Source organism: Kitasatospora hibisci (assembly GCF_043950205.1).
Classification (GTDB): domain Bacteria; phylum Actinomycetota; class Actinomycetes; order Streptomycetales; family Streptomycetaceae; genus Kitasatospora; species Kitasatospora hibisci.
Map to the genome: position 1 here is coordinate 1632305 of NZ_CP171642.1, position 13896 is coordinate 1646200.

At 73.2% G+C, this 13896-nt stretch carries 12 protein-coding genes, 1 tRNA gene and 1 riboswitch; of the genes, 6 read left to right on the plus strand and 7 right to left on the minus strand.

The features are described from left to right. Positions 1 to 17: 17 nt before the first annotated feature. From ACF9IK_RS06930 to ACF9IK_RS06940, 3 genes are all read right to left on the minus strand, one after another. Complete coding sequence (locus ACF9IK_RS06930; protein WP_395298491.1) at positions 18 to 755, minus strand: CDP-alcohol phosphatidyltransferase family protein; 738 nt, start codon at positions 753 to 755, stop codon at positions 18 to 20. Positions 756 to 846: 91 nt separating this feature from the next. After that, a complete protein-coding gene (locus ACF9IK_RS06935) occupies positions 847 to 1908 on the minus strand; it encodes an iron-containing alcohol dehydrogenase family protein (RefSeq protein WP_395293350.1) in 1062 nt (353 codons plus the stop codon). After that, on the minus strand, positions 1896 to 2651 hold the full coding sequence (locus ACF9IK_RS06940) for a sugar phosphate nucleotidyltransferase (protein ID WP_395293351.1): 756 nt from the start codon (positions 2649 to 2651) through the stop codon (positions 1896 to 1898). The genes ACF9IK_RS06935 and ACF9IK_RS06940 overlap by 13 nt, the downstream gene beginning before the upstream one ends. A gap of 522 nt (positions 2652 to 3173) precedes the next feature. Between ACF9IK_RS06940 and idi the strand changes: the two genes are divergently transcribed. Next, complete coding sequence (gene idi / locus ACF9IK_RS06945) at positions 3174 to 3824, plus strand: isopentenyl-diphosphate Delta-isomerase (protein ID WP_395293352.1); 651 nt, start codon at positions 3174 to 3176, stop codon at positions 3822 to 3824. Positions 3825 to 3899: 75 nt separating this feature from the next. Here idi and ACF9IK_RS06950 read toward each other — a convergent pair whose 3' ends face one another. Then, positions 3900 to 4400 carry an ATP-binding protein gene (locus ACF9IK_RS06950; protein ID WP_395298492.1) on the minus strand — a complete coding sequence of 167 codons (501 nt, stop codon included), beginning with the start codon at positions 4398 to 4400 and terminating at the stop codon, positions 3900 to 3902. 338 nt (positions 4401 to 4738) lie between these two features. On the opposite strand from ACF9IK_RS06950, the gene ACF9IK_RS06955 reads away from it, so the two are divergent. After that, positions 4739 to 4823 (plus strand) — tRNA-Leu (locus ACF9IK_RS06955). Positions 4824 to 5173: 350 nt separating this feature from the next. Further along, positions 5174 to 6856: an APC family permease gene (locus ACF9IK_RS06960; protein ID WP_395293353.1), complete on the plus strand. Its 1683-nt coding sequence runs from the start codon at positions 5174 to 5176 to the stop codon at positions 6854 to 6856. 232 nt (positions 6857 to 7088) lie between these two features. Here the strand turns inward: ACF9IK_RS06960 and ACF9IK_RS06965 are convergent, their stop codons facing one another. After that, positions 7089 to 7529 carry a hypothetical protein gene (locus ACF9IK_RS06965; protein ID WP_395293354.1) on the minus strand — a complete coding sequence of 147 codons (441 nt, stop codon included), beginning with the start codon at positions 7527 to 7529 and terminating at the stop codon, positions 7089 to 7091. A 59-nt stretch (positions 7530 to 7588) separates the two neighbouring features. Between ACF9IK_RS06965 and ACF9IK_RS06970 the strand changes: the two genes are divergently transcribed. Beyond that, positions 7589 to 8056, plus strand: coding sequence for a MarR family winged helix-turn-helix transcriptional regulator (locus ACF9IK_RS06970; protein WP_395293355.1), 468 nt, complete (start codon positions 7589 to 7591; stop codon positions 8054 to 8056). A gap of 200 nt (positions 8057 to 8256) precedes the next feature. On the opposite strand, the gene ACF9IK_RS06975 is transcribed toward ACF9IK_RS06970, so the two are convergent. Continuing rightward, a complete protein-coding gene (locus ACF9IK_RS06975; protein WP_395293356.1) occupies positions 8257 to 9246 on the minus strand; it encodes a class I SAM-dependent methyltransferase in 990 nt (329 codons plus the stop codon). A 549-nt stretch (positions 9247 to 9795) separates the two neighbouring features. Between ACF9IK_RS06975 and ACF9IK_RS06980 the strand changes: the two genes are divergently transcribed. After that, a complete protein-coding gene (locus tag ACF9IK_RS06980; protein WP_395298493.1) occupies positions 9796 to 11190 on the plus strand; it encodes an aldehyde dehydrogenase family protein in 1395 nt (464 codons plus the stop codon). Between the two features lie 57 nt (positions 11191 to 11247). Here the strand turns inward: ACF9IK_RS06980 and ACF9IK_RS06985 are convergent, their stop codons facing one another. Beyond that, complete coding sequence (locus ACF9IK_RS06985; RefSeq protein ID WP_395293357.1) at positions 11248 to 12708, minus strand: glycine hydroxymethyltransferase; 1461 nt, start codon at positions 12706 to 12708, stop codon at positions 11248 to 11250. 29 nt (positions 12709 to 12737) lie between these two features. After that, positions 12738 to 12834, minus strand: a riboswitch (ZMP/ZTP riboswitch). A 293-nt stretch (positions 12835 to 13127) separates the two neighbouring features. On the opposite strand from ACF9IK_RS06985, the gene ACF9IK_RS06990 reads away from it, so the two are divergent. Then, on the plus strand, positions 13128 to 13691 hold the full coding sequence (locus tag ACF9IK_RS06990; protein WP_395293358.1) for an EF-hand domain-containing protein: 564 nt from the start codon (positions 13128 to 13130) through the stop codon (positions 13689 to 13691). The last annotated feature ends 205 nt before the right edge of the window (positions 13692 to 13896 follow it).

Sequence of the window (13896 nt, forward strand, 5' to 3'; positions counted from 1 at the left end):
CCCGGTCTGCGCGGCGCTCACCGCAGCCTGCTCGAAAGGACGATGCTCAGCAGGTGGAGCACGGTCTGCAGCATGGCGATCGCGGCCAGTACGACCACCGCGAGCCGGGTGAAGAACAGCCCGCCGTGCACGGCGTCCGCGACGCCCGCGGCGAGGATGAACAGCGAGGCCTCGACCGCGCCCACCAGGCGGTGGAACTTGAGGACGGAAGCCGCCCGACGGGCCCTGGCGACGCCCGCCGAGCGCGGCACCGAGGCGCTGTCCTCGACCGCCGTCATGCCGCTGCGGGCGCGGGCCACGTCCACCAGGTCCGTCTCGGACTTGATCAGGATCGCGCCGAGCGCGGCCAGGGTGCCGAGGAAGGCCCACTCCCAGTGCGAGCCGCCGCCCTCGCGGTGCAGCAGGTCGGTGGCCCGCAGGCCGAGGCCGGTGAGCAGGGCCGCCTCGGACATGTAGTGGCCGACCCGGTCCAGGTAGACACCGGTGAGCGAGGTCTGCCGGCGCCAGCGGGCGACCTCCCCGTCGACGCAGTCCAGGAGCAGGTAGGCCTGGATGAGCAGGGCGCCGAGGACCGCGCCGACGAGGCCGGGGACGACGAGCGCGGCACCGGCCAGGATGCCGGTGAACATCATCAGGTAGGTCAGCCCGTTGGGCGTGATCGCCGTCATGGTCGAGAGCACGCGGGTGATCCGCAGCGAGATCTTCCGCATGTAGAGGCGGCCGGCCCAGTGCTCCGCGCTGCGGCGCTGGAGCATGCCCTCCGGGTGGATCACCGCGCGCAGCTCCTCGATGGAGGGGCGGCGGGTGAGGTCCACCGGGGCCGGGGGAGAGCCCTTCGTGGCGGGGTCAGCTGTTGACGGCTTGGACATAGTCGGCGTACGCGTCCCTGATGGCTGAAGGGGAGAGGTCGAGGTGCTCAAGGATGGTGAAGCGACCCGGACGGGTGTTCGGAGCGTAGTGCACCGCTTCGGTGAACTCCGCCTCGGTGAAGCCGATCTGAGCTGCGGTCACCGGCAGCCCGTGGCGCGCCAGGCGCTCCACGATCAGGCCGGTCAGCTCGCGCTCGCCCCGCAGGAAGCTGGCGAAGGCGGCCCCGAGGCCGACCTGCTCGCCGTGCTGGGCGGACCGCTTGGGATACAGCACGTCCAGGGCATGCGAGATCTCGTGGCAGGCACCCGAGGAGGGCCGCGTGCTGCCCGCGATGTTCATCGCGATGCCGGACAGTACCAGGGCTTCCGCGAGCGCAGTAAGGAGGTCCTGGTCCTGGAGGCTTCCTGGGTGGCGCAGCAGGTTCTCGCCGGCCGAGCGGGCCATCGCGACGGCCAGTCCGTCCACCGGTTCACCGGTCTCGGCCTGCGACAGCTCCCAGTCGGCACAGGCCGAGATGTTGGAGATGACGTCGCCGATCCCGGCCGCCACGAAGCGCGGCGGGGCCTGCCGGATCACGTCCAGGTCCACCACGATCCCGATCGGGCTGGGCACCCCGTAGGAGCCACGGCCGGCGTCGTTGTCGAGGGTGGAGACGGGCGAGCAGATGCCGTCGTGGGCGAGGTTGGTGGCGACCGCGACCAGCGGCAGGCCGACCCGGGCGGCGGCGTACTTGGCGGCGTCGATGATCTTGCCGCCGCCGAGGCCGACGATCGCGTCGTAGTGCCCTCCGCGCATCGCCTCCGCCAGCCGGACCGCGCTGTCCAGGCTGCCGTCGTCGACGTTGTACCAGTCGGCACCGGGCAGGGCCGGCTCCAGCCGCGCGCGCAGCACCGCCCCCGAGCCGTTGCTGATCGCCACCGCGATCCGGCCCGAGGCGGAGAGCCGCTGGTCGGCGAGGATGCCGCCGAGCGCGTCCAGCGCGCCCGAGCGGATCTCCACGAAGACCGGCGACGGCACCAGCCGGGTCAGTACTGGCACGCGATCTCCCGCGCCCTCGCCAGGTCGTCGTGGTTGTCGACCTCGACCCAGGACACCTCGCCGATCGGCTGCACGTCGATCCGCAGGCCGCGGTCGACCATCTCCTGGTAGCCGTCCTCGTAGTACAGCTGCGGGTCGCGCTCGTAGGTGGTGCGCAGCGCGTCGGTGAGGTCGGCGGCGGCGGCCGGGTTGATCACGGTGACGCCGATGTACTCGCCGGTGGCCTCGGCCGGGTCCATCAGCTTGGTGATGCGGCGCATGCCGGCGGCGGGGTCGACGACGACCTTCATCTCCTCGTCGGCGAGCTTCTTCACCGTGTCGAGGGCGAGCAGGACGCCGGGGGCGTCGCCGCTCTCGGCGAGCCGGGCGTTGCCCTCCAGCATGGTCCGCTGGACGGAGGCCGGGTGGACGGTGTCGCCGTTGGCGAGCAGCAGGCCCTCGGTGAACAGCTCCCGGGCGCACCAGAGGGAGTAGGCGTTGTTCCACTCCTCGGCCTTGTCGTTCTCGACCAGGGTGAGCTTGACGCCGTACTTCCGCTCCAGCGCCGCCTTGCGGTCGTACACCGCCTCCTTGCGGTAGCCGACGACGATCGCCGCCTCGCGCAGGCCGACCTCGGCGAAGTTGCCGAGGGTGAGGTCCAGGACGGTCCGCTCCCCGTCGACCGGCACCAGCGCCTTGGGCAGGGTGTCGGTGTACGGGCGCAGTCGGCGGCCGGCGCCGGCTGCCAGGACGAGGCCGATCATGCGGGGGTCTCCTGATCCGTCGTGCTCTGGTGATCCGTTGATCCGTCGTGTCCGCTGGTCCGTCGGTCCGGTGCGGTCCGTGCGGTCCCTCGGTGGGTGCGCCGCCGCCCGTCCGCCCCTCGGGGGGACGGAGCGCGGGTGGCGCGCCGGTGCCGGCGGGGATGCGGGCACCGCGTCGTATGTGATGGTAGGCGACCGTGGCGACCAGCCCGAACGGGGCCGGGGCCCGGCGGTCACGGGGCCGCGGACGGGCGGCGGGCGTGCCGGGCCGGCGCGGCGGGGGTTGTGGAGGAGGAGTGCCGCCGAGGTGTCGGTTTCGCCGCGCGCGCACCACCGGATCGAACGCCGGCCGAACGAGACCCGAACGGTTCTGCTAATCCGTTGCCCGTTCCGGGGACGGGATCGGACCGGGTTCGGCCATGATCGGCCCGGTTGTGCGTGGGACCCCTGTGCACCGCCACCCGTACGGCAGACTGGAGCACGACGCCACCGGTGCTCCCTTTTGCCCCTGAAAGAGGCCTCATGCCCCAGAGTCTGCCGACCAGCCCGACGCACTTCACCTCCGAGATCGACACCGGTCTCGACGTGGAGACCGACGTGACGGCCGACCCGACTGCCGGGACCGCAGCCGCCGGGCCGGAGATCCTGCTGGAGCTCGTCGACGACGAGGGCGTGACCATCGGCACCGCGGAGAAGCTCTGGGCCCACCAGCAGCCGGGCCGGCTGCACCGGGCGTTCTCGGTGTTCCTCTTCGACCGCCAGGGCCGCCTGCTGCTGCAGCGCCGCGCGCTGGGCAAGTACCACTCCCCCGGCGTCTGGTCGAACACCTGCTGCGGCCACCCGTACCCCGAGGAGCAGCCGTTCGTCGCCGCCGCCCGGCGCACCGCGGAGGAGCTGGGCGTCGCCCCGGCGCTGCTCTGCGAGGCCGGGACGGTCCGCTACGACCTGCCGGACGAGGCCTCCGGCCTGATCGAGCGGGAGTGGAACCACCTGTTCGTCGGGCTGGTCACCGCGCCGGTGCGGCCGAGCCCGGAGGAGGTGGACGACTTCGCCTTCGTCACCGCGCAGGAGCTGCGCGAGCTGCAGGAGGAGCGGCCGTTCTCGGTCTGGTTCCGGACCGTCTTCGAGGCGGCCCTGCCCGGGATCCGCGAGATCGCCGGCCGCGACTGGTAGGCGCCCGACCGGCGTCCGGTCACTCCGCTCCGGGCCGGCCGGTCGGCCTCGGGCGGTCACTCGGCTTCCGGGCGGTCACTCGACCTCGGGCCGGTCCGCGTCCTGTCGGGGGATGGGCAGCGAGGCCCAGATGACCTTGCCGCCCTCCCCCGTGCGCTCGACGTCGCAGATCCCCCCGGCCTGCAGCGTCACGCTCTTCACCAGCAGCAGCCCGCGCCCACCGGTCCGCCCGGTGTCGCTCTCCAGCGCCTTCGGCCGGTAGGGGTCGCCGTCCTCGACCGAGACCCGCACCCAGCCGCCCCGCACCGCCAGCTCGGTGGTCACCTCCGGGGAGAGCTCCGCAGCGTGCGTCACGGCGTTGCCGACCAGCTCGGAGACGATCAGCAGCACGTCGTCCACCAGTTCCTGGTAGCGCACCCCGGCCATTCCCTGGGCGAGCAGCCGGTCCCGCACCGCATGCCGGGTCCGCGGCACGGAGGCCTCGGCGGCCGGCACCGCGAACCGCCACACCCCCTCGACCGGCCCGGCCCCGACCCGTCTCGGCTCGGCCTCAGCCGCCCCGCCGATCTGCTCCAGCTCCACGTCCAGCCGCCCTTCGTCCGCGACCCCGGGAATCAGGCGTTCCGCTCATGGCGCCCTCGGTCCACAGAGGCTAGGAGAGCCGCCGGGGCAGTCCGGGGCACCGTCGACAACTTGCCCGTGTCGGATCGTTCCCGCTCGATCCCGATCGCTCCCCCCTCCCAACCCGACCGCTTCCCACCCCCGAAACCACCGCTTCGCTCAGATCATCGACCCGTCCCGGCCACCCGCGCGATCCCCACCGGGGAAACGCAGGTGAGAAGCACTCCAGAACCCTGGTAATGTTCTCTCTGTCGCCGAGGGGGCGAGAGAAAAGTCCCCGAAGCACACACCCCGTCCGGGTGGCGGAATGGCAGACGCGCTAGCTTGAGGTGCTAGTGCCCTTTATCGGGCGTGGGGGTTCAAGTCCCCCCTCGGACACCGACAATTCCCCGTGGGAACTCGAAAGAGCTCCCACGGGGAATTTCTCTTTTCCGGACCGCTTTCCGCGGTTCCGCGACGGGGACGCGACGGGGGGCGCCCCCGCGCCGCAATTCCGTTCCGACCACGCATCCCGAGGCGCACGGCACGCGACCGTACGCCGGGCACACGCCCGCCGACCGGCCCCGCAGCAGCGTCACGCCTCCGACCTGCGGGCATCGCGCTCCGATAGTCGGACACGAGATGGCAACGATCGAACGATCTGAGCTTTACCTGAGGCTTTCGCCCGATTTCGCACCATAGTCTGCTCTGCGTTTGTCCTGGCCCCGACGAGAGAGAGGACCGATTCGTTGAGCGCGCCCGATTCGACGACGGCATCGACGGCCTCCCATCAGCACTACCGACGTTCGCTCGGCACCATCAGCCTGACCGCGGTCGGGCTCGGCTCGATCATCGGGTCGGGCTGGCTGTTCGGAGCGGAGCGCGCGGCCAGACTGGCGGGCCCCGCATCGATCGTCGCGTGGGTGATCGGGGCCGCGGTCGCGCTCACCATCGCGCTGACCTACAGCGAGCTCGGCTCGATGTTCCCCAAGGCCGGCGGGATGGTCCGGTACGGCCAGTACTCGCACGGGTCGCTGGCGGGCTACCTGGCCGCGTGGGCCAACTGGATCGCGATCGTCTCGGTGATCCCCGGCGAGGCGACCGCCTCGGTCCAGTACATGAGCTCCTGGGACTTCGGCTGGGCCAAGGGCCTGTACGACGGGCAGGAGCTGTCCGTCAGCGGCGTGGCGCTGGCCAGCGTGCTGCTGGTCGGCTACTTCGCGCTGAACTGGTTCGCGATCACGCTGTTCGCCAAGACCAACACCGCGATCACCGTGTTCAAGGTCGTCGTGCCGACGCTGACGGCGGGCGCGCTGCTGCTCGCCCACTTCGACACCGCCCACTTCACCGACCACGGCGGCTTCGCGCCGAACGGCTGGAGCGCGGTCTTCACCGCGGTCGCCGTCTCCGGCATCGTCTGGGCCTTCAACGGCTTCCAGTCCCCGCTGAACCTGGCCGCCGAGGCGCGCAACCCCGGCAAGTCGCTGCCCAAGGCCGTGATCGGGTCGATCCTGATCGCCCTGGTGATCTACGTCGCGCTGCAGGTCGCCTTCCTGGGCGCCATCCCGGCTGCGGACCTCTCCGGCGGCTGGAGCTCGCTCGGCTACACCTCCCCGCTGGCCGACCTCTCCATCGCCTGGGGCCTGAACTGGCTGGCGCTGCTGCTCTACGCGGACGCCTTCGTCTCCCCCAGCGGCACCGGCATGATCTACGCCGCCACCACCTCGCGCATGATCCACGGCGTGCAGGAGAACGGCCACCTGCCGTCCCTGTTCGGCCGGGTGGACCCGAAGACCGGTGTCCCGCGCCCGGCTCTGCTGCTCAACCTGCTGATCGCCTTCCTCTTCCTCGCGGTCTTCCGCGGCTGGGGCTCGCTCGCCGAGATCGTCTCGGTGGCCACCGTGATCTCCTACATCACCGGCCCGGTCGCCGTCATGGCACTGCGCCGGCTGGCCCCCGAGCTGCCGCGCCCGGTCCGCCTGCGCTCGATGCCGGTGGTCGCCCCGGTCGCCATGGTCTTCGGCTCGCTGGTGCTCTACTGGGCCCGCTGGCCGCTGACCGGCAAGGTCATCCTGCTGATGGCGGCCGGTCTGCCGATCTGGGCCTGGTACGAGCTGCGCAAGCCGTTCGCCGAGCTGAAGCCGCACCTCAAGGCCGGCGCCTGGATGGTCGCCTACCTGTTCGTGATGGCCGCCGTCTCCTGGGCCGGCTCCGCCGACTTCGGCGGCCACGGCTACCTGCCGGAGGGCTGGGACCTGCTGATCGTCGCGGCGATCGGACTCGCCTTCTACCAGTGGGGCGTCGCGAGCGCCTGGGCCAACCCGTCCCTCGCCGCCGTCAAGGCCGAACTCGCCGCCGAGGCCGCGGACGCCGCGGACGCCGACGGCGCCGCCCACCTGCCCCGCCAGGCCGCCGAGACGTCGCGCGTCTGAGCGGAGCGCGTCCCGGCGACGGGGAGAGGGGGTGTCGAGCTCGATGCTCGACACCCCCTCTCCCCGTCGCCGGCGCATCGTCACGAACACCCCGTACCGACGCGTGCGGCCGTTCAGCCTGCCGCAGCCGTCGACCTCCCGAGAGGTGCGGCCCGGCGGTCCTTCGAAGCGCCGTTCGCGCCGGCTCGACCGGCGCTTCCGTGGCGGGAGGGCGTCCTCGACACCGGGACGATCAGGCGGCCACGGAGTCTGCGGTACGGCCGGCCGCGGGGTGGTCCTCGGTGCGGGCCAGACGGGCGGCGAGGCCCAGGTGGAGAACGGCGAGCACGGTGCCGCCCGCGGCCATCCCCGGGTTGTGGGCCGCCAGGCCGATGGCGGCGTCTCCCGCCTGGACCACCCCCGCGACCAGCAGCAGCGGCGCCAGACCGCGCCCGGTCCGGCTGACGAGCAGCTGGTGCAACAGGGCCGCGCCGAGCGGCAGGGCACGGGCCACGTAAGCCTGGACGTACAGCTCGGCGAGCGGACCGGCCTGCTCGGCGGTGCCGGGCAGGGCCAGCTCCGGGGAGAGCAGGCCGGCGACGGCGGACGCCACGGAGAGCGCGGCGCCGGCCGCATTGGCGATGGCCAGGGCCCGCATGCCCCGGGTGGCGGCGAGGGTGGAACGGCGCAGCATTGAGTCACTCTCCGAATCGTTCTAATTCTGAATGGTTTTCGCATGCTAGCGTTCCTCGCGTGAACGATGTCAACCCCCCACCGGCTCAGCCCCCGCTCCTGACGGACTCCGTGGTCTTCCGGCTCGGCACCCTCGGCAGCGTCGTCACGGCCCGGTACACCGAGGCGCTGGCGGAGCTCGGGCTCAAGCCCAAGCACGTCGGCCTGATGGTGGCGCTGGATTCCGGCGCGCCGCCGTCGCAGCTGGAGCTGGCCCGGACCATGGCGGTCGCGCCCAGCCTGGTGGTCTCGTTGGCGGACCACCTGGAGCAGATCGGCGCGGTGGACCGGGTCCGCGACCCGGCGGACCGGCGGCGGCAGGTGCTGGCACTGACCGGCGCCGGGCGGGCGCTGCTCGCCGAATGCGCGGCGCTCGCGCACCGGCTGGACGCGGAGGTCACTGCCGCTCTGGGGGATTCGGAGCGCGAGGCGCTGCGGCGCACGCTCGGGGTACTGGGGGTGCAGGCGGGGCTACCGACCCGTGACTGAGCCGGGCCGTGTCCCCGCCGGGCATTCCGGCGGGGACACGGCCGGCGGAGCCGTCCCCCGGGAGCGGGAACGGCGAGAGCCGCGTGGCACGGGGCCACGCGGCTCTCGGGCGCACCGCCGGGTACGCCGTCGACGGACGCGATGCGGCGATGCGGCGATTCAGCGGATCACAGGAGCGGAGGGGTCGGGCGTCAACCAGGTCAGCCGCGGCGGGCCCGACGGATGGCGGAGGTGACGACGGGGGGGAGGAGGTCTCCGGCGACGCGCTTGGCGACGTTGACAGGGCGCCGGCGCTCGGCCGCACGGGCACGGCGGGCGTCGAGGTCGGCCTCGGCCGCGCGCTGCGCCCGCAGCTCCTCCTCCGCCGTCTGCTCGGCCTCGCGGTGGGCGGCCTCCGCCGCCAGCCGGTCGTGGTGGCGGGAGGGCCGGAACGGGGCGATCCGCAGCGGGTTGTTGCCGATGCGCACTATGCGCCGGCCGTTCAGCAGCTCGACCGTGAGGTCGCAGTCCTCGGACAGGCCCACCCGGCCCAGCAGGTCGTGCTGCGCCGGCTCGGGGTCGCCCCAGGTGCCGTAGAACTTGCCCTCGGTCAGCACGATCGGCTTCAGGCCGTGGTTGAACACGGCCTCCCAGGTGGCGGCGGCGACGCCGGGGGTGTGCGCCGAGCGGTAGTCGTCGAGGACCACCACGCCCTCCGGCTGCAGCGCCACCCGGGCGACCTGAAGGTCTCCCACCACATGCTCGTACAGGTGCGAGGCGTCGATGTGGATGAAGCGGAAGGCGCCGGCCGGGATCCGGCCGCCGGCCAGGGTGGAGGTCGGCGCCTGGATGATCTCGGGCAGCGCGTCGTGGAAGGAGAGGTAGTTCTCCTCGAACGCGGACCTGGTCAGCGTCTTCCGGTAGGACATCTCCATCTCGGCGGCGTTCTCGTCGTCCGGGGCGTCCGAGTCGAACAGGTCACAGACGGTGAAGGTCTCGGACGGCTGCAGGTGGCTGCCGATCACGATGGCGCTGCGTCCCAGGTAAGCGCCCATCTCCAGGAGGTCGCCGGTCACCCCGGCCTTCTCCTGCCGGGTGAGGAACCACTCGAAAAGGTGGCGGTCGTGGTCCCAGAACCAGCCGGGGACGTCATCGAGCACGGCGGGCTCGGCGGGCCGGTGCTGCTCGGTGCGCAAGGCGGCGTCGGTCACGAGGTGGCTCCTTACACGGTACGGACGACCGATGGGAACGGTCCCTGGACTCGGGACGGCGGGTCCCGGACTGCGAACGGTCTCCCACCCATCATCCGGAGGAGCCGGCGGACCGGCACGGCGAGAACCCGCCCGGACTCGCCGCCGGCACCGCTGCCGAAGGCCCGAGTGCGCTGCAATCTACCCTCCGGTGACCGGAGTTGAGGAGCTTTTGCACAAGGAATCGGCCGCGACCCGTCGATCCGCCGGGAAGCGGCGAACGGTGGCACGGAACCGGAGGGAACGAGGGGGACGCGCACCACCGGACGCGCGCCGACCGTCACGCACGGCGCCGACGAACCGCCCGCACCGGGCGGCAGGGCGGTTTCCGGCCAGGTGGGCCGCCGGATCCGGCTCTTGCGCACGCCCGCCCGGCCGTCCTTGACTGGCCTCCGACCAGCGATGTCAGTTGAACCGCCGATCACACGAAAGGACCAACCGGTGCCGCAGCACACGGACCACCAGCGCACGGAGGACGCCGTCCCGTACGGAGAGCACGGCGACCAGTACATCGACGGCAGCTGGCGCCCCTCGCTGGACACCGGCTCGATCCTGGTGCTGAATCCGGCCACCGAGCGGGTGCTGGCCACCGTCGCCGCCGGCGGCGCGGCCGACGTGGACGCCGCCGTCGCGGCCGCCCGCCGGGCCGCGCGGGCCTGGGGGGCGACCACCCGTGAGGAGCGGCTGGCCCCGCTCACCCGGCTCCGCGACGGCCTGGCCGCACACCAGGAGGAGATCACCGCCACCGTGGTCGCCGAACTGGGCGCGCCGGTCGGTTTCGCCGCCGCCGTGCACGCGGGGCTGCCGCTGACCGTGGCCGGCTCGTACCTGACGCTGCTCGCCGACCACCCCTTCGAGGAGCGGATCGGCAACTCCGTCGTGTTCGCCGAGCCGGCCGGGGTGGTCGCGGCGATCACGCCGTGGAACTATCCGCTGCACCAGATCGTGGCCAAGGTGGTGCCCGCCCTCGCGGCCGGCTGCCCGGTGGTCCTCAAGCCCGCCGAGGACACCCCGTTGGTCGCCCGGCTGTTCGCGCGGCTGGTCCACGAGGCGGGATTCCCGGCCGGCGTGTTCAACCTGGTGACCGGCACCGGCCCGGCGGCGGGCGCGGCGCTGGCCGCCCACCCGGGGGTGGACGTGGTCTCGTTCACCGGCTCCACCGCCGTCGGCCGCAGCGTCGCGGAGACGGCCGGCCGCGGGATCAAGCGGGTCGCACTGGAGCTGGGCGGCAAGTCGGCCAACGTCGTGCTGCCCGGCGCCGACCTGGCCCGGGCGGTCAACGCGAACGTGGCCAACGTCTTCGCCAACTCCGGCCAGACCTGCAGCGCCTGGACCCGGCTGCTGGTGCACAGCGACCGGTACGAGGAGGCGGTGGCGCTCGCCGCGAAGGCGGCCGGCAAGTACCGGCCCGGCGACCCGGCCGATCCGCAGACCCGGGTCGGCCCGCTGGTCAGCGCCCGCCAGCGGGAGAGGGTCCGCGGCTTCATCACCGGCGCGCTGGCCGAGGGCGCCCGGCTGGTGGTCGGCGGCGCCGGGGCCCCGGACGGCCTGGCGACCGGCTACTACGTCCGGCCGACCGTCCTCGCCGGCGTCACCGCCGACATGGCGGTGGCCCGGGAGGAGGTGTTCGGACCGGTGCTGGCGATGCTGGCCTACCGCGACGAGGACCACGCCGCCGAGCTGGCCAACGCGACCGAGTACGGCCTGGCCGGGGGCGTCTGGGCGGCGGACACCGCCACCGCCGCGGCCTTCGCCCGACGTCTCGACGCGGGCCAGATCGACCTCAACGGCGGCCGGTTCAACCCACTGGCGCCGTTCGGCGGTTACAAGAACTCCGGCCTCGGCCGCGAGCTGGGCCGGCACGGCCTGGAGGAGTTCCTGCAGTACAAGTCCCTGCAGTACTGAGGCGGTCGAGGGCGCCGGGCGCAGGGGCGGGGCCCCTGCGCCCGGCGGCGACCGGTGTCAGGCCAGGTCGACGCCCGGGTAGAGCGGGAAGCCGGACAGCAGGTCGGCGGCCCGCTTGGCGACGCCCTCGCTCAGGGCGGCGTCCAGGTCGTACTGGGCCTTGGACGGGGCGCCCGCGGCGGTGGTGACCGGGGTGGTGCCGCGCAGGACGGTGTCGACCAGGGCGGCGACCTCGTCCATCTCGGCGGTGCCGAGGCCGCGGGTGGTGAGCGCCGGGGTGCCGAACCGGACGCCGGAGGTGTACCAGGCGCCGTTCGGGTCCTGCGGGACGGAGTTGCGGTTGGTGACGATGCCGGAGTCCAGCAGCGCGGCCTCGGCCTGGCGGCCGGTCAGGCCGTAGCCGGTGACGTCGGCGAGCACGAGGTGGTTGTCGGTACCGCCGGTGACCAGCTTGCCGCCGCGCCGCAGCAGGCCCTCGGCGAGCGCCCGGGCGTTGTCGACCACCTGCCGGGCGTACGCCTGGAACTCCGGGCGTCGGGCCTCCGCGAAGGCGACGGCCTTGGCGGCCATCACGTGCGAGAGCGGGCCGCCGAGCACCAGCGGGCAGCCGCGGTCGACGTGCTCGGCCAGCTCGGCGGCGCAGAGCACCATGCCGCCGCGCGGGCCGCGCAGGGACTTGTGGGTGGTCGTGGTGACGATCTGGGCGTGCGGCACCGGGTCGTGGTCGCCGGTGAGCACCTTGCCGGCGACGAGGCCGGCGAAGTGGGCCATGTCGACCATCAGGGTCGCGCCGACCTCGTCCGCGATCTCGCGCATCCGGCGGAAGTTCACCAGCCGCGGGTACGCCGAGAAGCCGGCCACCAGGATCAGCGGGCGGAACTCCTTGGCGGTGGCGCGCAGCGCGTCGTAGTCGATCAGGCCGGTGGCCGGGTCGGTGCCGTAGCTGCGCTGGTCGAACATCTTGCCCGAGATGTTGGGCCGGAAGCCGTGGGTGAGGTGGCCGCCGGTGTCCAGGGACATGCCGAGCATCCGCTGGTTGCCCAGCTCCCGGCGCAGCTCGGTCCAGTCCTGCTCGGTCAGGTCGTTGACGTTGCGCACCCGGGCGCGTTCCAGGGCCGGGCCCTCGACCCGCTGGGAGAGGACGGCCCAGAAGGCGGTCAGGTTGGCGTCGATGCCCGAGTGCGGCTGGACGTACGCGTGGTCGGCGCCGAAGAGGGCGCGGGCGTGCTCGGCGGCGATGGCCTCGACGGTGTCGACGTTGCGGCAGCCGGCGTAGAAGCGGCGGCCGACGGTGCCCTCGGCGTACTTGTCGCTGAGCCAGTTGCCCATGGCCAGCAGGACGGCCGGGGAGGCGTAGTTCTCGCTGGCGATCAGCTTGAGCGAGGCACGCTGGTCCTCGATCTCCTGGCCGATCGCCGCGGCGATCCGCGGCTCGACCTCGCGGACGGTGTCCAGGGCGCTGCGGAAGGCGGTGTCGGCGACGACGCTCGCGGTGGTGTGGGGATGCTGGGCGGCCAAGGCGGTCTCCTCGTGTCCTCGTGACGCGTTCGGACGGCCCAGGCGCTCGGCAACTTGACGTGGCGTTCCACGGAGCCGCTTCCCGATGGTCGATTCCATCCGTGCGCGCCAGTCGCGACTCGCCCGGATCGTATCAACACCCGGGGAACGGCGGCGGCGGTCTCAGAGTGCGGGACGGGCTGCCCCCGCCCCCGCCGCCGCCACCCCGGCCGGCCCCCGCAGTGCGCCCCGGCCGACTCGTGGCCGCCCCCGGCCGCGGCGCACTGCGGGGGTGCCCGGACGTGCGGCGGCGGGCCCGGACGTGCAGGCGGGAGGCGGTGTGCCGGGCATGCGACCGCTCCCCCGGCGTTCGGCTGCGCGGCCGGCCCCGGAGGCACTAGCGTGCGAGCAGGAGTGATCACCAACCCGAGGGGCCACCTGTGTCGGACGACCTGCTCATGGCGAAGATCCACCACGGCTTCGACCACCTCGACGCCGACGGCGACGGACTGCTGACCGAGCGGGACCATGTGCTGATGGGCCACTCGGTGGCGCGTTCGCTCGGGCACCCGGAGGGGTCGGAGGCCGAGGCCTGGATCGTCCGCGCCTACCTGACGATCTGGCACGACCTGCACCTGGCCCACCTGCCCGCCGACACCCAGGCGATCACCCGCGAGCAGTTCGTCGCCTCGACCAGCTCGCTCGCCGACGACCCGGAGGCCGCGCAGGCCAGCCTGGGCGCGCTGGCCGGGGCCTTCCTCGCCGTCGCCGACACCGGCAAGAGCGGGACGGTCGACGCGGGCGAGTTCTTCGTCTTCCAGCGCGGCCACTTCGCCGGGCTCTCCCGCGACGACGCCGACGAGGCCTTCCGGCGGCTCGACCGCGACGGCGACGGCCGCCTCTCCGCCGCCGAGTTCACCAGCGCCATCATCGAGTTCTGGACCAGCCGCGACCCCGAGGCCCCCGGCAACTGGTGGACCGGCCGGCCCCCGTTCGCGCGGTAGCGGTCGGCGGCGGGGTCGGCCCGGAACCCGCGTCCCGGGATGCGGGATCCGTGCGGCCGCCAGGCCGGGGCGGACGGGACGGCCGGGTAGCGTGGGAGCGTCTGCGTCCGGGCGGGGGCAGCCGAGGACGGCACGGTGCGAGGCGGCGCACCGGCATTCGTCCGGCCGCCGCACCGGCGCCGGCTGCCGTGTCCGACCGGGCGCG

What these genes read in the sequence shown, in the direction of transcription:
- ACF9IK_RS06930 (WP_395298491.1), bottom strand. Translation starts at nt 755, where the DNA reads ATGCTCCAGCGCCGCAGCGCGGAGCACTGGGCCGGCCGCCTCTACATG.
- idi (WP_395293352.1), top strand. Translation starts at nt 3,174, where the DNA reads ATGCCCCAGAGTCTGCCGACCAGCCCGACGCACTTCACCTCCGAGATC.
- ACF9IK_RS06965 (WP_395293354.1), bottom strand. Translation starts at nt 7,529, where the DNA reads ATGCTGCGCCGTTCCACCCTCGCCGCCACCCGGGGCATGCGGGCCCTG.
- ACF9IK_RS06940 (WP_395293351.1), bottom strand. Translation starts at nt 2,651, where the DNA reads ATGATCGGCCTCGTCCTGGCAGCCGGCGCCGGCCGCCGACTGCGCCCG.